Source organism: Chryseobacterium barbadense, from assembly GCF_042849955.1.
Classification (GTDB): domain Bacteria; phylum Bacteroidota; class Bacteroidia; order Flavobacteriales; family Weeksellaceae; genus Chryseobacterium.
In genome coordinates, this window is record NZ_BAAFHL010000003.1 from 15,633 (window position 1) to 35,299 (window position 19,667).

19 protein-coding genes are annotated in these 19,667 nt (G+C 36.0%); 7 read left to right on the top strand and 12 right to left on the bottom strand.

Annotated features, from left to right (window positions below; genetic code table 11):
- Positions 1 to 9: 9 nt before the first annotated feature.
- The 6 genes from ACGHIN_RS03100 to ACGHIN_RS03125 form a co-directional block, all read right to left on the bottom strand.
- Positions 10 to 786: a response regulator transcription factor gene (locus ACGHIN_RS03100; protein ID WP_390450726.1), complete on the bottom strand. Its 777-nt coding sequence runs from the start codon at positions 784 to 786 to the stop codon at positions 10 to 12.
- A 515-nt stretch (positions 787 to 1,301) separates the two neighbouring features.
- A complete protein-coding gene (gap, locus tag ACGHIN_RS03105; RefSeq protein ID WP_121460071.1) occupies positions 1,302 to 2,306 on the bottom strand; it encodes a type I glyceraldehyde-3-phosphate dehydrogenase in 1,005 nt (334 codons plus the stop codon).
- A 28-nt stretch (positions 2,307 to 2,334) separates the two neighbouring features.
- Positions 2,335 to 3,321 (bottom strand): 6-phosphofructokinase, encoded by a 987-nt coding sequence (gene pfkA, locus ACGHIN_RS03110; protein WP_390450728.1) that lies wholly within the window; start codon positions 3,319 to 3,321, stop codon positions 2,335 to 2,337.
- A 76-nt stretch (positions 3,322 to 3,397) separates the two neighbouring features.
- Positions 3,398 to 4,279 (bottom strand): DUF4846 domain-containing protein, encoded by an 882-nt coding sequence (locus ACGHIN_RS03115; protein WP_390450730.1) that lies wholly within the window; start codon positions 4,277 to 4,279, stop codon positions 3,398 to 3,400.
- 105 nt (positions 4,280 to 4,384) lie between these two features.
- On the bottom strand, positions 4,385 to 5,143 hold the full coding sequence (locus ACGHIN_RS03120) for a TIGR03915 family putative DNA repair protein (RefSeq protein ID WP_390450731.1): 759 nt from the start codon (positions 5,141 to 5,143) through the stop codon (positions 4,385 to 4,387).
- A 159-nt stretch (positions 5,144 to 5,302) separates the two neighbouring features.
- Entirely contained in the window at positions 5,303 to 6,562 is a 1,260-nt protein-coding gene (locus ACGHIN_RS03125) for a putative DNA modification/repair radical SAM protein (RefSeq protein WP_390450732.1), read from the bottom strand.
- A gap of 197 nt (positions 6,563 to 6,759) precedes the next feature.
- On the opposite strand from ACGHIN_RS03125, the gene ACGHIN_RS03130 reads away from it, so the two are divergent.
- The 5 genes from ACGHIN_RS03130 (at position 6,760) to ACGHIN_RS03150 (ending at position 11,827) form a co-directional block, all read left to right on the top strand.
- Entirely contained in the window at positions 6,760 to 8,088 is a 1,329-nt protein-coding gene (locus tag ACGHIN_RS03130; protein ID WP_390450734.1) for a hydroxymethylglutaryl-CoA reductase, degradative, read from the top strand.
- A 169-nt stretch (positions 8,089 to 8,257) separates the two neighbouring features.
- Positions 8,258 to 8,644, top strand: coding sequence for a DUF423 domain-containing protein (locus tag ACGHIN_RS03135; protein ID WP_390450736.1), 387 nt, complete (start codon positions 8,258 to 8,260; stop codon positions 8,642 to 8,644).
- 9 nt (positions 8,645 to 8,653) lie between these two features.
- Positions 8,654 to 9,931: a chloride channel protein gene (locus tag ACGHIN_RS03140; protein ID WP_390450737.1), complete on the top strand. Its 1,278-nt coding sequence runs from the start codon at positions 8,654 to 8,656 to the stop codon at positions 9,929 to 9,931.
- A gap of 131 nt (positions 9,932 to 10,062) precedes the next feature.
- The gene (sucC, locus tag ACGHIN_RS03145; RefSeq protein ID WP_123262427.1) at positions 10,063 to 11,253 is read left to right on the top strand and encodes an ADP-forming succinate--CoA ligase subunit beta; all 1,191 of its coding nucleotides are present in this window, start codon (positions 10,063 to 10,065) and stop codon (positions 11,251 to 11,253) included.
- Positions 11,254 to 11,332: 79 nt separating this feature from the next.
- Positions 11,333 to 11,827 (top strand): hypothetical protein, encoded by a 495-nt coding sequence (locus tag ACGHIN_RS03150; protein ID WP_390450740.1) that lies wholly within the window; start codon positions 11,333 to 11,335, stop codon positions 11,825 to 11,827.
- Between the two features lie 49 nt (positions 11,828 to 11,876).
- Here the strand turns inward: ACGHIN_RS03150 and ACGHIN_RS03155 are convergent, their stop codons facing one another.
- Positions 11,877 to 12,761 (bottom strand): mechanosensitive ion channel family protein, encoded by an 885-nt coding sequence (locus ACGHIN_RS03155; RefSeq protein ID WP_390450741.1) that lies wholly within the window; start codon positions 12,759 to 12,761, stop codon positions 11,877 to 11,879.
- A gap of 96 nt (positions 12,762 to 12,857) precedes the next feature.
- Here ACGHIN_RS03155 and ACGHIN_RS03160 point away from each other — a divergent pair, with 96 nt between their 5' ends.
- Positions 12,858 to 13,493: a peroxiredoxin gene (locus tag ACGHIN_RS03160; RefSeq protein ID WP_390450743.1), complete on the top strand. Its 636-nt coding sequence runs from the start codon at positions 12,858 to 12,860 to the stop codon at positions 13,491 to 13,493.
- A 90-nt stretch (positions 13,494 to 13,583) separates the two neighbouring features.
- Here ACGHIN_RS03160 and ACGHIN_RS03165 read toward each other — a convergent pair whose 3' ends face one another.
- The 3 genes from ACGHIN_RS03165 to ACGHIN_RS03175 all read right to left on the bottom strand — a co-directional run bounded on the left by ACGHIN_RS03165 (position 13,584) and on the right by ACGHIN_RS03175 (position 17,257).
- Entirely contained in the window at positions 13,584 to 14,174 is a 591-nt protein-coding gene (locus ACGHIN_RS03165) for a hypothetical protein (RefSeq protein ID WP_390450744.1), read from the bottom strand.
- A 165-nt stretch (positions 14,175 to 14,339) separates the two neighbouring features.
- Positions 14,340 to 14,855 (bottom strand): hypothetical protein, encoded by a 516-nt coding sequence (locus ACGHIN_RS03170; RefSeq protein ID WP_390450745.1) that lies wholly within the window; start codon positions 14,853 to 14,855, stop codon positions 14,340 to 14,342.
- An 89-nt stretch (positions 14,856 to 14,944) separates the two neighbouring features.
- A complete protein-coding gene (locus ACGHIN_RS03175) occupies positions 14,945 to 17,257 on the bottom strand; it encodes a TonB-dependent siderophore receptor (protein WP_390450746.1) in 2,313 nt (770 codons plus the stop codon).
- A 150-nt stretch (positions 17,258 to 17,407) separates the two neighbouring features.
- Between ACGHIN_RS03175 and ACGHIN_RS03180 the strand changes: the two genes are divergently transcribed.
- The gene (locus tag ACGHIN_RS03180) at positions 17,408 to 18,466 is read left to right on the top strand and encodes a Gfo/Idh/MocA family oxidoreductase (RefSeq protein WP_390450748.1); all 1,059 of its coding nucleotides are present in this window, start codon (positions 17,408 to 17,410) and stop codon (positions 18,464 to 18,466) included.
- A gap of 99 nt (positions 18,467 to 18,565) precedes the next feature.
- Here ACGHIN_RS03180 and ACGHIN_RS03185 read toward each other — a convergent pair whose 3' ends face one another.
- Entirely contained in the window at positions 18,566 to 18,877 is a 312-nt protein-coding gene (locus ACGHIN_RS03185; protein ID WP_390450750.1) for a hypothetical protein, read from the bottom strand.
- 9 nt (positions 18,878 to 18,886) lie between these two features.
- Entirely contained in the window at positions 18,887 to 19,579 is a 693-nt protein-coding gene (locus tag ACGHIN_RS03190; protein ID WP_390450752.1) for a hypothetical protein, read from the bottom strand.
- Positions 19,580 to 19,667: the final 88 nt, after the last annotated feature.

The following is a 19,667-nucleotide window of genomic DNA, read 5'->3' on the forward strand; positions in this document are numbered from 1 at the left end:
TCAGTTAGGCTAAATCAATCCCCACTCAAAAGCATTTTTCAAAAGTTCCTTACTGTTTCTTGAATTTGTTTTTTTTAGGATGTTTTTCCGGTGTGTTCTTATAGTGTGTTCGGAAAGAATCAGAATTTTGGATATCTCTTTCCCTGAATATCCTTTGGCAATCAGGGATAAAATTTCCTTTTCTCTTTTAGTTAAGTCTATCTGCGGATAGTCTGATAAAGATGAACCGGCAATTTTTATCTGGTGGAAATCATTTCTCGGGCTTATTCCTGAAATCAGTACCGTATAAGGATTCTGGTGGGTAATATAGTGAATGTTGGTATGGATGTTAATAGACTGTATCAGCTTGTTATTTTCATCTTCTAAAGTATGTATCGCCTGATGGTGGAAAAGTTCATAATTCCCACGGGATGTTTTCATCCTGAAACAATAGCTGGATTTTAAATAAAGCTGGTGCTGTATTCCAATTTCCAGCATTTTTTCAATTGCCGTCTGTTCTGCCTTCATGACAAAGGGAATATCATCGGGATGGATAAGATCAATGATCTCTTTTAAACTTTCAGGGTAGTTTTTTAAACCATGAATTTTTAAAATGCCCTCATGATGATGAGAAAGTGTACTATTGGTAAGGTTGAGAACATAATAGTAAAATTCACCTATAGAAAACATTTCACCAATCACTCTTTCAATGGGTGGTTTCTTTAATATTTCTTTTTTTTCCTTTCCTATGCCCGGATAAGAGTTCCAGATTTCGCGTAAAAGATGGTTGTGATCTTCATTTTCCATGATTTCAGTTTGAATCTAAAATAGTTAAAGTTTTCTTAAAAAATACTACAAAAGGGTGATTTTTTTGCATTCATAAAATCCCAAAATTTGTATAAACTAATAACCGTGGGAACTCAACTCTTAAATTTTTTGTTTTTAGAGTTAACATTTTTTCAGAAATTATATCTAATTCTAAAAGATTTATCTTAAAAAATGCAACTGTACAGATAAATTAGTTTAGAATTTTCTTTATTAGCTGTTTGAAAATGATAAACTGGAAACCTCTCAAGCATTGGGAGGTTTTATTTTGTGGATAGTTAAAATTCCTTGAAACAGTTTTTACAAAAGTACTTATGCAGTTACTTCAACAATGTTTACCAGCATTATGTAATAGTATAAAAATTCAAGTAGGTTGTGAATCAGATTGATAATCAAATAATGAAAAAACCCTTTAAAGTATCCTGAGTTTTAATAAAAATATAAACAAAAAAACCTTCCGATTGGAAGGTTTTATATTATTTATTGCTTATCTCTTATTACAAAGAAGCAGCGTGTACAAGCATATCCACTAACTTGTTAGAGTACCCCATTTCGTTGTCATACCAAGAAACAAGTTTTACGAAGTTAGGAGAAAGCATGATCCCTGCATCTTTATCGAAAATAGAAGTTCTCTTATCTCCTACGAAATCCTGAGAAACTACAGCATCTTCAGTATATCCTAAGATCCCTTTCAATTCACCTTCAGAAGCAGCTTTGATTGCAGCGCAGATCTCATCGTAAGAAGTAGCTTTTTCCAATCTTACCGTAAGGTCAACTACAGAAACGTCTACCGTTGGAACTCTGAAAGACATCCCTGTTAATTTTCCGTTCAATGAAGGAATTACTTTCCCTACCGCTTTAGCAGCACCTGTAGAAGAAGGGATAATATTGTTCAAAGCAGCTCTACCACCTCTCCAGTCTTTTACTGAAGGTCCGTCAACAGTTTTCTGAGTAGCTGTTGTAGCGTGAACCGTCGTCATCAAACCTTCAACGATTCCGAAGTTATCGTGAATTACTTTAGCTAATGGAGCTAAACAGTTGGTTGTACAAGAAGCATTGGATAAGATTTTGATATCATCTGTAAGCTCTTTGTGATTGACACCCATTACGAACATTGGCGTATCATCTTTAGAAGGAGCAGAAAGGATTACTTTTTTTGCACCAGCATTTAAGTGAGCAGAAGCACTTTCTTTATCTAAGAATAAACCTGTAGATTCTACCACGTAATCAGCACCTACTTCATTCCACTTTAGGTTGTTCGGGTCTCTCTCTGCAGTTACTCTGATTCTTTTTCCGTTTACCACAAGGTCGTTACCTTCTACAGAAACTTCACCCGGGAAAATACCGTGTACAGAATCATACTTTAGCATATAAGCCATGTATTCCGCATTGATAAGGTCATTGATTCCTACTACTTCAATGTTATCTCTTTCAGTCATTGCTCTGAAAACAAGACGTCCGATTCTACCAAACCCGTTAATACCTACTTTGATTGTTGACATAATAGTTGTTTTTGATTATAAAAATAAGTTAGATTGCTAATATTTCTGAAATCAGTAAAAGATCTTTATTGATTTCGTTATGTTTTTTAATGGCTTCTTCAATCGGGGTGTATACCAGATCGTTGGAACGCATTCCGGCCATTACGTTTGTTTTTCCTTCCATTAATCCTACTACGGCCCCATATCCAAGCCTGCTTGCCAATACTCTGTCTGCACAGCTTGGAGAACCCCCTCTTTGAATATGTCCTAAAATGGTTACACGGATGTCATAATCAGGAAATTCTTCTTTAGTTTCCTTCGCAAGATCATAAATGTTTCCTAATTTTTCACCTTCCGCTACGACTACAACGCTTGAAGCTTTTCCTGTCTTTTCTGCCTTTCTGAAGTTGGCGAACAAGTCAGACATACTGTCTTTCTTTTCAGGAATTAAAATATCCAGAGCACCAGTTGCCAATCCACTGTTTAAGGCGATAAAACCGGCATCACGCCCCATTACTTCCACAAAGAAAACCCTGTTGTGAGAAGTGGCTGTATCACGGATTTTATCGATGGCCTCCATCGCCGTATTTAAGGCCGTATCATAACCAATGGTATTATCAGTCCCAAAAATATCATTATCAATAGTTCCAGGAACACCAATTACTCTGATCCCGAATTCTTCATTGAAGATTTTTGCTCCCGTAAAGGTTCCGTCTCCTCCAATACAAACCAAGGCATCAATTCCATGCTTCACACAATTATCATATGCTTTCTGACGCCCTTCTTTAGTTTTAAATTCCATGGATCTGGCAGATTTCAGTATCGTTCCGCCCTGGTTGATTATATTTTTTACGGAACGAGGACCCATTTTCAGGAAGTCATCATGGATCAATCCATTGTACCCTTCTCGTACACCGTAACATTCAATATGATAGTAGTTAGCGGTTCTTACCACCGCTCTTAATGCTGCATTCATACCCGGAGAATCACCTCCCGAAGTAAGAACTGCAATTTTTTTTACAGCACTCTCTTTCATCTAGTAAAAAATTTCGAACACAAATTTACAAAAACTAGTTCAGACTACAGTAGTAACTTGATAATAGTTTTGAATATCAATTATCAAAGCTTCTAAAGTTAGGGGGGTTAAAAAGATAACGTGCTGTTTTGACTTCCGGAGCATCAACATCCAAGTCATACCAAGGCGAGATGTGTTGATCAAAAGGATTGGAAATTAAGTGAATAGACTGAGCAGGTGTAAATCCTTCAGCTAATAAAAATAACCTTTTTCCGTCTTTGTTTTTGCATACTCCGGTAATGAGAACAACATGTCCCGGACTTCCGGGAGTGATTAAAATATTTCCGGTTTTCAAGTTGGAATTTTTTGTAACAGGTTTGGTTTCCTGATTTAGTGAAATGGTTCCTGCATAATTAAAAATCAAGTCCAGATAATTCCTAAAGCTCTGATAAGAATCATCAGCATCAGCCGCTTTTCTAAAAGTTACAGAATTACCGTTTACAAATGCTCGTACCCCATTTTTATAATCGTTCCAGGTTACCAGATCACCATTTGTAAAGTGAAATTTAATGTCATCGAACCTTTTAGCTTTATACCAATATTCAGCTCTCAAACGGATCACTGCATCTGCACATTGTTGTAAGTCTTTATTTCCGGTATCAATATCAAAAACGGCCTCATGAAGATGTTGCGTGGCAATTGGATTTCCATCATATTTCAAAATTGGAGATCCATAAGGTTTCAGTTTGAAATTCTCAATAAAATACCCGAAAGAATCCGGTTGTTCTTCAACCCAATCATAACCTTGAGGAGTTGGGAACCGTTCTTTTATAGTATTTCCTTGTTTATTAATCTCAATTAAACTTTCAGAATCTGAGTTTTTAATCCCAATATTGAAAACTTTAATATCTGATGAATTTTTATCACGGTTACAGCTTAGAATTGTCACTAAAGCCAATAGAAGTAAGGTTTTTCTCATGTCCGTTTTAAGTTTTGTTTTCTCGCAGATTTAACAGGATCATCTGCTAAATTTGCCTGATCTGTAAGAATAAATTGTTTTCAAGGTATTAAATTATTTATAGAATCAATTCTTCTCCGTTAAATACTTCCAATACCTTTTCGGAACATGCTGTATGTGTAATTTCAGATTCTTCCTTTCCACAATATTGGTTTTCACAAAATACCTCTGCCAGAGTTTCTGGTAATTCTGTTCTTCATCATGAAACTTTTCCTGATACTGATTAAGGTTCAATTTTTCCTCCGGGTAAAAGAAATCACAATCTTGCAGGTCATATAAAATGCCGTAATTTCTTCTCAGATCATAGATCATCCATTTCTGATCCTGGTAACGGTCCTTAAAATGTTTTCTTATTAATGGGATCACATTAAAATCAGGATCTATTTTGGCAAAGAAAACACCATCCTGCATCTTTTCAAACCTTACGAAAGCCGTCATTCTGTGTCTTTCCCGGTCTACAGATTTACAAATCCTGGAAATTTTTAAAATATCCTGATCTGCATAATTTTGAAGAATATTTTCATCAGGATGCTGAATGGATTGCCGTACAGCAGATAAAATAAGTTTTTCAAGCTCGGTATCTTCCGACAAAAAAACTTTCAACAGTTGATGAACACCTGATTTGCCGATATTTTTTTCCAGCTTTTTCAATACTCTTTCTGCTTTATCATGTTGGGTGATGACTTCATGAATGCCTGCAAACATATTTTCCTGGACAAACTTTTCTTTACTGATTATTTCAACATCTTTATAACGATATTCAAAAAATTCAAATATTGCTGTTAAAAGCCCGTCGAAAGTTCCATCGTAAAGTAAGGTGGTCATTTTTAATTTAAAAATTTGAGAATGTGAAGATTTGAAGATTATTAATTGTTTTTAAGTTGCTTTGTCATTTTGTAAGGGGACATCTATTAATATTGCTTAGATTCTTCACTACATTCCGTTCAGATGACAAAGATTATATTAAGTTTTATGAGTATAAAATTAAAATAAACTCAGTTGCTGTGAAAACTGGTGGTGAAACTTCGAAGAACTTCCACCAATCAATAATTTTCTGAAGTTTTTATCCGTTAAATATTTCAGAAATGTATTTCCTGAGTTGAAATCAATGAAATATCTTGCTCTGTTCACTGCTGCTCCCAGCTTTTTAAGATGATCCATATTGAGAATCTGGAATCTTCTTGCCGCAACAATTTTTTGTGCGGTTTTTACACCGATTCCTGGAATCCTTAAGATCATTTGATAATCAGCGGTTTGAAGATTGATCGGAAACTGGTCCAAATGTCTCAACGCCCAACCTAATTTCGGGTCCACTTCCAAATCCAGAAACGGAATATTCGGATCTAAAATTTCTTCAGCTTTAAAGCCATAAAATCTCATGAGCCAATCGGACTGATACAAACGGTTTTCACGAAGCATCGGAACTTCAGTGGTTAATGAAGGCAGTCTTTTATCTTCCAGAACCGGGACATAGCCTGAGTAATACACTCTTTTCATATTGAAGTTCTTATAAAAATGATCGGCTACTTTAATAATCTGAAGGTCATTTTCATTGGTTGCTCCGACAATCATTTGAGTGGATTGGCCTGCCGGAACAAATTTCGGAACTTTTCTGAAAATTTTCTTTTCGTCATTATATTGCGAAATCCCTTTTTGAATATAACGCATGGGCTGAAGCATATCTTCACGTTTCTTTTCCGGAGCCAGCAGTTTCAAGCCACTTTCTGTAGGAATTTCAAGATTGACGGACAACCGGTCTGCATATAATGCGGCTTCCTGCATCAACTCATCACTTGCGCCGGGAATAGATTTTAAATGAATATACCCGTTAAAATTTTCTTCGAGACGTAATTTTTTGGCTACCCTCACCAAACGTTCCATCGTTGTATCGGCATTTTTAAAAATCCCTGAACTCAGAAACAATCCTTCAATATAATTTCTCCGGTAAAAATTGATGGTGAGTTCAACCACTTCTTCCACGGTAAAAGCGGCTCTTTTAATATCATTTGAACTTCTGGAAACACAATAAGCGCAGTCATAAATGCAGTGGTTCGTTAAAAGAATTTTAAGAAGGGAAACACAACGGCCGTCTTCCGTATAGGTATGACAAATCCCGCTTACAGAACTGTCTCCTAAAGCACCTTTCTTGTTTTTGCGGGTACCTCCGCTGGATGAACAGGAAACATCATATTTCGCTGCATCAGCAAGGATTTCTAGTTTTTCTTTCAGACGGTCGAAGTTCATTTTTTTAACCGGATTCTACTTTTAGATACTAATTTCCATTCAAAATTAAATCCAAAATTGAGAAATATCACTTTTTTTAAAAGAAAGTTATCAACAAAATAACGCCTCAAAATCATTATATTTACACTTCATTAAAGTTATGCCCTGAAATTGCGAACTTGCGGCAGGGTATGACGTATTAAAATAAACATATCCATATGAATCATCAACCGATTGAAGGTTTTTCCAAGCTTACGAAACAAGGAAAAATCGACTGGCTCGTGAACGAATATCTTGAAGGAAACGAGGAATATCAACATATATTACAACAATACTGGAACGATAATGCGGATCTTCAGAAGCTGCACGAAGAGTTCTCTGAAAATACGATTTCCAATTTTTATATGCCGTATGGAATTGCACCGAACTTTTTAATTGACGGAAAATTATTTGCGCTCCCAATGGCGGTTGAAGAAAGTTCTGTTGTAGCGGCAGCTTCCAAAGCAGCCAAATTCTGGATCGATAAAGGCGGATTTAAAACCACCATTATCAATACTAAAAAATTAGGTCATACCCACTTTATATTCAATGTAGAATCTCACAAATTGCAGCATTTTTTCAATTTTAAGCTGAAGAAAAAATTATTTGAAGCTACGGAAGCGATCACAGCAAACATGAGAAAGCGTGGCGGTGGAATTCTTAATATCAGACTGATCGACAAGACTGCTGAAATGCCTCATTATTATCAGTTGAAAGCAAGCTTTGATACGGTAGATTCTATGGGAGCAAACTTTATCAACTCATGCCTTGAGCAGTTTGGTAAAACTCTGAGAGAAGAAGTAGCTTTGGACGAAGACTTCACCCAGGAAGAAAAAGATTCTTTGCAGATTGTGATGAATATTCTTTCCAACTTCACCCCGGATTGTATTGTAAGAGCCGAAGTTTCCTGTAAAATAGAAGATTTAAAAGACGACAGCGGAATTTCGCCGGAAGAATTTGCCTGGAAATTCAAACAGGCAGTGAATATCGCAGAAATTGAGCCTTTCCGTGCGACAACCCACAATAAAGGAATCATGAACGGTGTGGATGCAGTAGTGATTGCGACCGGAAATGATTTCAGGGCCACAGAAGCCTGTGCGCATGCCTACGCGGCAAAAGACGGACAATACAGATCTTTAACGCATTGCACAACAGATAACGATATTTTCAGATTCTGGATTGATCTTCCTATTTCTGTGGGAGTTGTGGGAGGTCTAACGAATCTTCACCCTTTGGTAAAATTCTCATTGGCTTTGCTTGGAAAACCTTCTGCACAGGAATTGATGAGTATTCTTGCCGTTTCCGGTTTAGCTCAAAATTTTGGAGCGATCCGTTCTTTAGTGACAACGGGAATTCAGAAAGGGCACATGAAAATGCACTTGTTCAATATTTTAAATCAAATGGGGGCTACCGAAGAAGAAAAACAGCATTTTGTAAATTACTTTAAAGATAAAACAGTAAGCCATCACGAAGTGATTCATGAACTTAACAGATTAAGGGCTCAATAATGTTTGGAATTGCTTTATCTTCATTTATGTTATTGTTCGGGATTTTTCTGAAAGTGACCAAAAATCCCGGATTTGCTCAAAGTAAAAAATTAGCCTGGGTTTTTATTATTGTAGGAACCTTATCATTAGTGTTTAAAATTCTTAACTATAAATAGAAGCTACTTATAAAATGAAAACAATTACATTGGTTATTGGAGCCGTTTATGGACTTGTATCCGTAATTTTAGGAGCTTTCGGGGCTCATGCATTCAAGAAAATACTTTCGGTGGAAAGACTGGAAAGTTTTGAAACAGGAGTAAGATATCAAATGTATGCCGCATTCTTTCTTCTAATCGTGGGATACATTTTGAAATTTGAAACAGGTTCTGAAAAATGGATTTCCTGGTTGATGATTTTTGGAACGATTCTTTTTTCTGTAAGCATCTATTTTCTCAGCTTCCAGGATTATTGGGGTGTAAACTTAAAATTCTTAGGGCCTATTACTCCGCTTGGCGGCCTTTTCATGATCTTAAGCTGGGGTATGCTTATTCTTTATTTTGCTAAAAATAAATTGTAAGAACCACCTATGAAAATCAATAGGAGAAGACGGTTGATCAGAACATTCAATCTTTTGGATCAACCCATAAGATTTAATCCTTTTGTATTTAGCCGTACTTTTTTCATGTGGGCCTTTACAGGTTTGATAGGAGGAGTCATTGCCGGATTATACTGGATCGTGCTCGAGCATTTCACGGAATTTTTGTTCCAGTTTCAAGGTTGGATGGTCATTCCCACTATGGCGATCTGTGGTTTACTGGCAGGTTTAGTCATTTATTTTATTGGTGATCCCGGAGAAATTCATTTGATCGTTAATAACATCAGGTTTAATAAAGGAAAGCTTGATCCGAAAAACAACCCTTCCATGATCCTGTCATCACTTTTTTGTGTAGCATCAGGAGGAAGTTTAGGTCCTGAGGCACCTTTGGTACAGGTTACCGGTTCTACGGGAACGTATTTAGGAAAACTTTTCAGGTTGAAAGGAGAAGAGCTGCGGTCTTTAAGCATTGCGGGGATGGCTTCTGGTTTTACGGCTTTATTCGGTGCCCCGCTTGGAGGAAGTCTTTTCTCATTGGAAATCCTGCATCACAGACATGCTGTTGAGTATTATAAGGCGATCATTCCTGCTTTAGTGGCAAGCTGTTTCAGTTATCTGATGTTTGCTCTGATTATTCATCTTGGAATTGGTGCGACATGGAATCTGCAGGCCTATCATTATACCGGAGTTTATGATTTTTTATATGCTTCCTTATTTGGAGTGGCAGGAACTTTATTCGGATGGATTTTCATTTTTGTGGTAAAATTCTTTAAAAAAGCTTTTGAATATAGGAAACTTCCTATTTATGTTAAAACCTTCATTGGTGGAATTTTATTAGGAATTATCGCCTATTATTTTCCAATCACAAGATATTTCGGACACCATGAAATCAATCAGCTGATCGATGGAAATTATGCCTTACATTTTTTAATTGTTATTTTAATTTTCAAAATCCTGGCGATTGCGATCACGGTAACTTCAGGCTGGAGAGGCGGTTTCATTATTCCGTTATTTTTTGTGGGAACTACTTTAGGATTAATTATTCATCATTTATTTCCAACGGTTGATACCACTTTGGCCATTGTAAGCTGTATGGCCGCCATTAATGCCTGTGTGACGAGAACACCAATGAGTACAACAATTATTTTAGGAACATTAACAGGATTCACGTACTTTGTTCCTATCCTTTTTGCGAGTCTAACCGGATATTTCTTGGCTCCCAAAATCCCGTTCATCGGCTCACAATCGGAGAAATTATCCGAAGAATAAAGTCAATTTTACAGACATGTTAAAAATCAAGTTTCCAAAACTTTAATTTTTGAATCAAGAATCTTGAACTTCCGTGTCTTTTTAGTAAATTTGTCAACCTTTAAATTTTAAAATAAAATAATAAAAATAATATGAATCTTCACGAGTATCAATCAAAAGAGATTTTATCAAAGTACGGAGTAGCTATCCAACGTGGTTTCGTTGCAAACAACGTAGACGAAGCTGTAGCAGCTGCTGAAAAACTGACTGCTGAAACCGGAGCTCAGGGCTGGGTAGTAAAAGCACAGATCCACGCTGGTGGACGTGGTAAAGGTGGTGGTGTAAAGTTTTCTCCGAACATGGACAAACTGAAAGAAAATGCACAGAACATCATCGGAATGCAGTTGATCACTCCGCAAACTTCTGCTGAAGGTAAAAAAGTAAACTCTGTTTTGGTTGCTGAGGATGTATATTATCCTGGAGAATCTGAAACTAAAGAATTCTATGTGTCTATCCTTTTAGACAGAGCTCAGGGAAAAAATACAGTAGTATATTCTACAGAAGGTGGTATGGATATTGAGCACGTAGCTGAAGTTACTCCTCATCTGATCCATAAAGAAACTATTGATCCGGCTTTAGGATTACAAGGTTTTCAGGCCAGAAAAATTGCTTTCAACTTAGGTCTTGAAGGGAATGCATTCAAAGAATTTACAAAATTCATCACGAATTTATATAATGCTTACGTTGGAATCGATGCTTCATTATTTGAAATCAACCCGGTATTAAAAACTTCTGACAACAAAATTATCGCTGTTGATGCTAAAGTAACATTGGATGACAACTCATTGTTCCGTCACAAAGATTTAGCTGAGCTAAGAGATACGAGAGAAGAAGATCCGATGGATGTAGAAGCTGGGGAAGCTGGTCTTAACTTCGTAAAATTAGACGGTAACGTTGCCTGTATGGTAAACGGTGCCGGTCTTGCAATGGCAACGATGGATATCATCAAATTATCTGGTGGTAATCCTGCTAATTTCCTTGACGTTGGTGGAACAGCTGATGCTCAGAGAGTTCAGACTGCTTTCGGAATCATCTTAAGAGATCCGAACGTAAAAGCTATTTTGATCAACATCTTCGGAGGTATCGTAAGATGTGACAGAGTTGCTCAGGGAGTTGTAGATGCTTACAAAGCGATGGGTAGCCTTCCAGTTCCATTGATCGTAAGATTACAGGGAACTAACGCAGTTGAAGCTAAGAAATTAATTGATGAATCAGGTCTTCCTGTACATTCTGCCATTACTTTAGAAGAAGCTGCCAACAAAGTAAAAGAAGTTTTAGCTTAAAACTGAAAATTTTTAAATACAATTAAAACCGTTTCATTTTTGGAACGGTTTTTTCTTTTTTTAATACAAAAGATAAATGATGAAAAGCTTTCGCATTCCTGATCCCTGTTCTGAAAATTGGGATATAATGTCTCCTCAGGAAAAAGGGAGATTTTGTTCTGTTTGCAATAAATGTGTAATTGATTTTACAAATAAGAATCCACAGGAAATCCGGCAGATTATTGAAGAAAAGCAGGATGAAAGCGTTTGTGGAAGATTTTATAATCATCAACTGAAAAATGAAGCGGATCGATCAGAGCTACTTAAAAATAAATTAACTCAATATTTTCCAAAAAGCTTCCAGAATTCTAAATTCGGTTTAGCGATGCTTTCTGTGATTTTCTTTATCATAGGATGTTCTAAATCTAAGGAAAATTGTGAGGTTACAGCTACAACAGGAGTTGTTGTAGTAGATTTGGAAGAAGATACTCTTAATAAGGATTATATTATGGGAGAAGCTAAAATAGAGAATGATTCTGTGGCGAAACTATCTAAGAAAGATGACCAAACTCTGAAAGAAAAAACAAAGAGATAACTAACTTGATGAATTTATATAAAAGCCGCTTTGAAAGCGGCTTTTGTTTTTATTTATCCTGATTTGTAGTGAACTCACCTCCTTCACTGGTAATACTTATACTTGTTGGAGTCTGGAGACGAATGGCATCATCATCAAGCCTTTGCTTAATTTTTAAAAATGCATCACTTTTAATTTTCAGCATATTGGCTCCGATAGCAATCCAAAACTTCACCTGAATGTTAAAAGATCCTTGTTTTAGATCTGTAAGGATCACCTCAGCTGCGTCTAAGCGATCTGCATTTTCAAGACCTTTTACAACTTCTAAAATTCCTTTTTGAGCTTTTGTAATATCTTCATCTGCCGGAATTTCAAAATTAAGAATGATCCTGCGTTGGGGCGAATCTGTAATATTAGTAAACGGCGCATTGAAAATAACCTGATTAGGAATATATACTTTTTTACCGTCATCCGTTATGATCTTCGTAGTAAGTAAACCAATCTCATGTACTGTTCCGGAATTCGTTCCAATGGTTACATAATCACCTACTTTAAAAGCTTTATCAATACCAATCAACATTCCGGAAAATATACTGGAAACCAAATCTTTCAGGGCAACCCCTGCAATAACCCCCGCAACTCCCAGACTTCCGATAAATTTCCAAAGAAAACCACTGAAACCCATAATTTCCAATGCAATAAAGGTCCCCATCAACATAATCAGAAATCTGAAAAATCCGATTAACGCTACCAAAGAACTTTGTTTCTCACTTTTCGGGAATAATTTGTGGAATAATTTTACGGCTGCCTGACTTAGGTACTTACTCGTAATTAAAAAGAAGGAGAAAACCAGAATTCCGACAATTAATTTGGGCGTGAGTTCGGCAAATTTCACATACCAATTCTCTAAAACTCTATATACAACATCAATATAACTTAAACCATTTTTCTGCATGAACTTCTTTTTATGTTAAATATATAACTTTTTCAACAAAAATTTTGCCAGTTTCAAAAAGTCTACTAAATTTGTAGACTAATAAAACAAAATATTATGTCAATAAAGCTAGGAGATACAGCACCCAATTTTCAGGCGGTTTCTACTGCCGGAAATATTGATTTTTATAATTACTTAGGAAATTCATGGGGAATCTTATTTTCTCATCCGGCAGATTATACTCCGGTATGCACTACAGAATTAGGAGTTACTTCCAAATTGAAGTCTCAGTTTGCCCAAAGAGATACAAAAGTAATTGCTCTAAGCGTAGATGGTGTGGATGATCATCAAAACTGGATCAAGGATATTAATGAAACTCAAAATACAGAGGTACAGTTTCCTATTATAGCGGACGAAGACAGAAGAATATCGGAATTATATGATTTTATACATCCTAACGCATCAGCGACGGCTACGGTGCGCTCTTTGCTGATCATAGATCCTGAAAAAAAAGTACGATTAATTATTACATATCCTGCATCCACAGGAAGGAATTTTGATGAGATCCTGAGAGTGCTGGATTCTTTACAGCTTGTTGATTCTCATAAAGTGGCTACTCCGGTTAACTGGAAAGAAGGAGATGATGTGATCATCCCGCCATCGGTTTCCACAGAAGAGGCCAGAAAGATATTTCCTAAGGGCGTTACGGAGATCAAGCCATATCTAAGATATACGCCTCAGCCTAATTTGTGATTTATTTGATTTTTTATAGTTTAGTTTTAATTTGTACGAAAGCGCCCCGAAAATAATTTCGGGGCGCTTTCACTGTATATTTAGAAGTGATTATTGCACATCTCTGATTGCTTGCTTCGCTTTTGAAGTAGGCAAATAAATACTAAATCCTAAGTTGAAGGTAATGTTGGAATTCAAGCCTTCACTACCAAATCCAGCTCTACCCTTATACTTTACTAAACCTTCCAAACCGATGTTTGGTGTAATAAAGTAAGAATACCCTGGACCTACGCCAAAATCCAGACCTGTAGTAGAATCTCCATTTTCAACTGATCTTCCTCCGATACCTACATTTCCTTCAAGGAACCAGCGTCCGTGGTTTAACAGGTTATCTACTCCTTTTTCTCCCGGAGATAAATAATAACGTCCCAAACCACCTACTCCGTAAATAAATTCTGTAGGGCTTCCGTTAGTTACTTTATTGATACCTAAATCAACATATCCACCTACAGCCACGTTGTCTTCTATAAAATAAGCTCCTTTTGGCTGTAATGCAATATTATATCCTCCTCCTGTATTAAGTCCGAAATTACTGGAAATAAGGCTGCTTCCTACCAGCCAGTTTCCTTTTTGAATCTGAGCATTCATTGTTGTAGCCAAACCTGCTACAGCAAATATTCCTGTTAAAATTAGTTTTTTCATAATAATTTATAATTTTAATAATTGAATGTTTATCATTTGCCATGCAGGTAAAAACAATAAATGTGCCAGAACGCTCATGTTTAGGCAAATTTCGTGAAATAAATATCCAATGTGTGAAAAATTGTATTTAAATTATTTTTTAATTTTTCACCCTATTTTTAAGAATTATATAAACAGTAGAATAATCGAAACTATTAAACCGGCAATGGTAAATACCATTCCTCTTTTAAATGCTTTGGTTTTAGGATTGAACATCCAGAAACTCGAGATTACAAAGAAGAATAGGGAAATTCCGAAGAAAGTATTCAATGGAGACAAAATATCTTTAGATTGAGACTTATGCAGCTTGGTCATTTTATCCAGAACGAAAGGCAACTCCTTTTTGGCATATTTTGCTTCCCCGGTTGATTTGTTGTAAGTTCCCTGCTTGAAATGCATTACATCACCATCTGTTTTTTCAACTTCCAGGCCTTTAATTTTTAATTCTTTGCCAAGCTCTTTTTCTGAAAGGTTTTTATCAATCGTTTTATCATATTTTTTTTCTTTCTTTAAAAAGTCTGTATCCCTGTAAACCAATAAAACTCCGCTTACGGCATACACAGCCATTATTCCGGCAAGGAAGTACCCCAAATACCTGTGTGTAACTCTCATGAAACTTCTGGTGTCTTTTATTTTATCCATATCTATAGTTTTTGTTTTAAATTTTAAAAGTGGAAGCTGCAACGTTGCAGTTTCCACTTTATGAGAAAAATTATTATCGCTAAATTGTATTAAAGCTTATAGGTCAGTGTGAAATAATAATTCCTAGGAGCTATTGGATTCACAGAATAGTTTTCGTGTACATTATAGTTCACTACATCAAACAGGTTGCCCACTTTTCCTTGGATCGTAAACTTTTTCCATTCATACCCAAGAGAAACTGAGACTGTTGTGTAATCTTTAAGATCAAACATTCTGCTTACTCCTTTTCTACTTACATTAGTAGATTTTGAATCGTTCCATCCCGCAATTCTGTCTCCGATATAATAAGCACCCACACCCACTTTTAAACCTTTCAGGTAGTTAGTGAATGTATAAAAAACAGATGCATTAGCTGTTGTTGCAGGAGTTCTTACCAGTCTTTGCTTTTCTACATATCCTTTTTCAGGAGTATCAATGTATACAGAATTGTTATAAGAAAACCCTCCGATAATGGAGATATTTTCAGTCGGATTCCCTGTAATATCCAGTTCTATACCGCGGCTTCTCATTTTACCGGCAAATTCTTTAAGGCTAGTATCAGGAGTCTGTACATTCCCAGCACTATCAATGTAGAAATAATTTTGATAGAAATTATTATACAAAATTTGATAAACGGTCAGGTTAACCGCCAAAGCATTATTCCAGAAGTTTTTCTTTGCACCAATTTCATACTGGTCAATAGTAGTGGGCTTAATGCCTTGCTTAGGCAAATTATTTACTCTGTCTCTTACCTGTGCCGGTGTTCCTGTAATATCAAGATTCTCAAGTCCGTTTGCCATATATCCCGCATTCGTTGCAAATGAGTTGGTATAAGTAGCAAATATGGAAAGGTCATCATTTGGCATATAAATCAAACCAACTTTTGGAGAAATAGCCTGATCTGAAGTGGAAGTGTTATTAAGCTCAGTCTTTGTATTAGTTCTGAACTTAGTATTAAGTGTAGGCATATTCTCAATATAAGACCAACGTAAACCTGCTAATACTTTAAATTCTTTAGTAAGGCTTATAAAATCCTGAGCATAAGCTCCGATTCTCCTTGTATTGATTCTGTTTTTCTCTAATTTTTCAGAAGCCGGCATACTTCCGCTCGCCCATGTTGATGGATCATCAAGATAAAGTGTTCCTTTTGTTCCATTAGTACCATAAATATATCCAGTACCATAAGTTGTATTATTGGTTGGATCATAATAGGTATAAGAATCTGAAACACCATAATCAGCATCTGCACCAATTAACAATTTATGAGTAATTTTCCCTGTATTGAATTCACCATTGATATTTACCTGTGCCGAACCGTAATTCTGTTCGTTGTAAGTTCTATTTAATGGTCTGTTCCACGAAAGACGATTTGTAGTTTTTTCGTAGGCCCACTGTACCCTTTCAGTTGAAAAATAATCTTTTGTATAATTTTGGTAAGAAGCTATAGCATTTAAAGTCCATTTATCATTGAACTGATGATTAAAAGTAACATTGGTAGAAGCCTGTTCTACATTTTGATACTGCCAATCAGTACCTAAGAAAGCATTTCTTGGCAATAAGTTATTCATCGTATAACTTCCGTCCGGATTTGTTATTGATCCAATACCAAAGTCCGGTGTAAAATCATTTTTAAGGTAATCTGCTTCAACAATTAACTGGGATTTTTCTCCTATATTGAATAAGAATGATGGGTTGAAATAGTATTTCTCCGATTGAACCACATCTCTGAAGCTCTCTGCATATTCATATGTTCCGTTTACCCTGAAAGCAATTTTCTTGGTTAAAGGTCCATATACATCAACCATTGGCTTGTACGAATTCCAGCTTCCTGCGTTCAAACCGATACTTCCCCCAAAATTGAATCTTGGCTTCTTGGTGATCATATTGATAATTCCACCGGCTGCAGTGTTTCCATAAAGCATAGCATTGGCTCCTTTCAATACTTCAACTCTTTCCAGGCCACTTACTTCCGGGAAAACACCACTATTAATCCTTGCTCCGTTTTTGAAAATATTATCATTTCCCAAAATAAAACCACGCCCCCCAAAACTGTCTTGTGAATTTCCTCTGGATGAGGTTACATACATCCCGTTTACGTTCTGTAAAACATCGCTTAACTGTTTTGCCTGTTGCTGCTCAATGATTTCATGAGTTACAATGGCAATTGGTTGCGGAGTTTCCATTACCGTAAGATTTGATTTTGTAGTGAGTGGCTTAGCTTTATTAGGGTTTCCGGTTTTATGAAGATTAACATCTTCAATAGTCTGAATTCTAATGGTGTCAGAATCAGTAGTGTACTTCATCTGAGCACTTAGGGATACAGATACAACCAAAAATCCTAAGGAGATAATTTGTCTTTTCATTATACTTTATTTAGAGTAGTTATAAATAAAGCGCAAAAGTAAGCATTATTTAGAATAATTAAAGATAAAATTTCTGATTTAAATCATATTTAAGATATTTAAAAAAATGTGCTTGAGAATTTTATGGATATATTTGTTAAAAAATAGAATATGCAATTGGTAAAAGTGGGGCTTTGTGCTTTCGGGATGAGTGGGAAGGTGTTTCATGCTCCTTTTTTGAAAGAACATCCCGGTTTTTTTATGTCATCAGTGGTTGAAAGAAGTAAAACTGATTCTCAGGAAAAATATCCCGAAACCACTATTTATCGTTCCGTAGAAGAAATGCTTCAAAAAGCAGATATAGAACTGGTAATCGTAAATACTCCCGTACAAACCCATTTTGAATATGCCAAAATGGCTCTTGATGCTGGAAAGAATGTGATTGTTGAAAAACCCTTTACAATAAATGTCTCTGAAGCAGAACAATTGGTAAAACTCGCAGAAGAAAAAGGACTTTTTATAAGTGTCTATCAAAACAGAAGATTTGACCGCGATTTTCTTCAGGTTCAAAAAATTCTTCATGATCAAAAACTAGGTATAATTAAAGAAGTTGAGATCCGGTTTGACAGATTCCGTACAGAGCCAAGCGGAAAACAGCATAAAGAAAACCCAATGCAGGCAGGCTCAGGATCGTTACATGATCTTGGAGCGCACCTCGTAGATCAGGCTGTTCAGTTATTCGGTTTTCCGGAAAAACTTTTTGCTGATGTATTTTCAATGAAAGGGAATGATTATGCCAATGATTATTTTGAGATCCTGTTATATTATAAGGATTGCCTGAGAGTCAGATTAAAATCTTCAGTATTTAGCAAAGAAGCACATTACGCCTATATGATTCACGGAAGTAAAGGGAGCTTTTTACAGGAAAGATCAGATAATCAGGAAAATGAACTTGTTGCAGGCAGCATTCCTGAATATGGCGAAGACTGGACTTTACCCCTTAAAGAAGCAGATGGGATTTTAAACTTTTTGAATGCTAATTCGGAAACCGAAAGAATATTAACCTCCAGCGAACCCGGAAATTACATGAATTACTACCAGGCGATTTATGAACATATTGTCTTCGGATACTCATTACCATCTCCGGGAAAAGAGGTTGTTCAGAATATGAAAATTATTGATGCTGCTTTGAAAAGCGCTTCTGAAGGAAGGATAATAAGCTTAAGCTAAAGATGATCAATAGTTTCGGCGGAGCCAGAGGCTCCGCCGAAATATTTTAATTTTATTTTGATACAGCCAGCTTTGGCTGTATGCAGTTTGCTCACAAGATTACTCTATACTTCTTTTACTTCTTTTCTTCCATTCTATTATGGCATATAATAAAAATACAGCCAGTAGAATGATCTGAACAAAGAAATACTTATCTTCTTTATCAAATGCCTGAACAACTCCCAGAATAAGCAAAAAAATGAAGAGTATACAATCATTTTTACGGTTTTCTTTCCAGGCAAGAAATGCAAAGATGATAAGGGTTACAGAATAAATAATCTGAAAAATTAGGTAAGATTGATCGTTTTTAATCAATACCGGTGCAAGAAATAATATTCCCAGTAATACAATATATATATATTTATTCTTCATAATTTTAATTTAAGGCGTTCCACCATCCTGAACACAGTCATGATAATCTTCATCGGCATCAGCATTACAGGCAATCATTACAGCAGTAGCCGCAGCTGCTCCCACAACTGTGCTTGCGCCAAAGGATATAAATCCACTTACGGCTGCAAAACTCATTGTAATGGCGTAATTTCTCATACATCTTTTAGATGCCTTAACGAAATTCGCATGGCAATTTGCCTTCATCATAGCTGAATCATCGCTATATCCAATCTGAGCATCAATTTCAGCAGTTATCAGCTTTGTTCTGACTTCTTCCGTGTTATTGGAGTAAAAATCCGGATTACTCTTGATAAATGCTTCTGAATGCAGATTTAACTCATTATATAATGAGATAAGCTCTTCAGCGCGGTTTACATTAGCATCTCTATAAAGCTGTTCCAATTCTTCAGTCGTTTGCACTTTCTCCAAGCCTGCCTGAATCATAGAATAATCAACATTCGTCTCTGAATCGAGGATAGCTTTAATCTCAGCATCAATTGCCAACTGATTAGCTACAAATCCCTGTAACGTCTGTGATTCAGCTGCGGCTCTTCCCATAATAGCATCACCACTAGTTTCTGTTTTCATCATTTGTGTATTGCCTTGAGATAATTCTTCGTTATTACAAGACTGGAAAACCAAGAGCAAACATGCTCCTGCTACGAATAGTTTTTTTTTCATTGTGTTGTTTTTTTATTGTTAACACTCAAATCTAAAAAAACTAATACCCCCTAAAGATAGAATTTCATTGTATATTTTTTGTATTTTT

Coding starts and splice junctions, on each gene's coding strand:
- ACGHIN_RS03180 (WP_390450748.1), top strand. CDS start 17,408: ATGCAATTGGTAAAAGTGGGGCTTTGTGCTTTCGGGATGAGTGGGAAG.
- ACGHIN_RS03190 (WP_390450752.1), bottom strand. CDS start 19,579: ATGAAAAAAAAACTATTCGTAGCAGGAGCATGTTTGCTCTTGGTTTTC.
- gap (WP_121460071.1), bottom strand. CDS start 2,306: ATGTCAACAATCAAAGTAGGTATTAACGGGTTTGGTAGAATCGGACGT.
- ACGHIN_RS03165 (WP_390450744.1), bottom strand. CDS start 14,174: ATGAAAAAACTAATTTTAACAGGAATATTTGCTGTAGCAGGTTTGGCT.
- ACGHIN_RS03115 (WP_390450730.1), bottom strand. CDS start 4,279: ATGAGAAAAACCTTACTTCTATTGGCTTTAGTGACAATTCTAAGCTGT.
- ACGHIN_RS03185 (WP_390450750.1), bottom strand. CDS start 18,877: ATGAAGAATAAATATATATATATTGTATTACTGGGAATATTATTTCTT.
- ACGHIN_RS03160 (WP_390450743.1), top strand. CDS start 12,858: ATGTCAATAAAGCTAGGAGATACAGCACCCAATTTTCAGGCGGTTTCT.
- ACGHIN_RS03120 (WP_390450731.1), bottom strand. CDS start 5,143: ATGACCACCTTACTTTACGATGGAACTTTCGACGGGCTTTTAACAGCA.
- ACGHIN_RS03150 (WP_390450740.1), top strand. CDS start 11,333: ATGAAAAGCTTTCGCATTCCTGATCCCTGTTCTGAAAATTGGGATATA.
- ACGHIN_RS03130 (WP_390450734.1), top strand. CDS start 6,760: ATGAATCATCAACCGATTGAAGGTTTTTCCAAGCTTACGAAACAAGGA.
- ACGHIN_RS03155 (WP_390450741.1), bottom strand. CDS start 12,761: ATGCAGAAAAATGGTTTAAGTTATATTGATGTTGTATATAGAGTTTTA.
- sucC (WP_123262427.1), top strand. CDS start 10,063: ATGAATCTTCACGAGTATCAATCAAAAGAGATTTTATCAAAGTACGGA.
- ACGHIN_RS03175 (WP_390450746.1), bottom strand. CDS start 17,257: ATGAAAAGACAAATTATCTCCTTAGGATTTTTGGTTGTATCTGTATCC.
- ACGHIN_RS03170 (WP_390450745.1), bottom strand. CDS start 14,855: ATGGATAAAATAAAAGACACCAGAAGTTTCATGAGAGTTACACACAGG.
- ACGHIN_RS03135 (WP_390450736.1), top strand. CDS start 8,258: ATGAAAACAATTACATTGGTTATTGGAGCCGTTTATGGACTTGTATCC.
- ACGHIN_RS03125 (WP_390450732.1), bottom strand. CDS start 6,562: ATGAACTTCGACCGTCTGAAAGAAAAACTAGAAATCCTTGCTGATGCA.
- ACGHIN_RS03140 (WP_390450737.1), top strand. CDS start 8,654: ATGAAAATCAATAGGAGAAGACGGTTGATCAGAACATTCAATCTTTTG.
- pfkA (WP_390450728.1), bottom strand. CDS start 3,321: ATGAAAGAGAGTGCTGTAAAAAAAATTGCAGTTCTTACTTCGGGAGGT.
- ACGHIN_RS03100 (WP_390450726.1), bottom strand. CDS start 786: ATGGAAAATGAAGATCACAACCATCTTTTACGCGAAATCTGGAACTCT.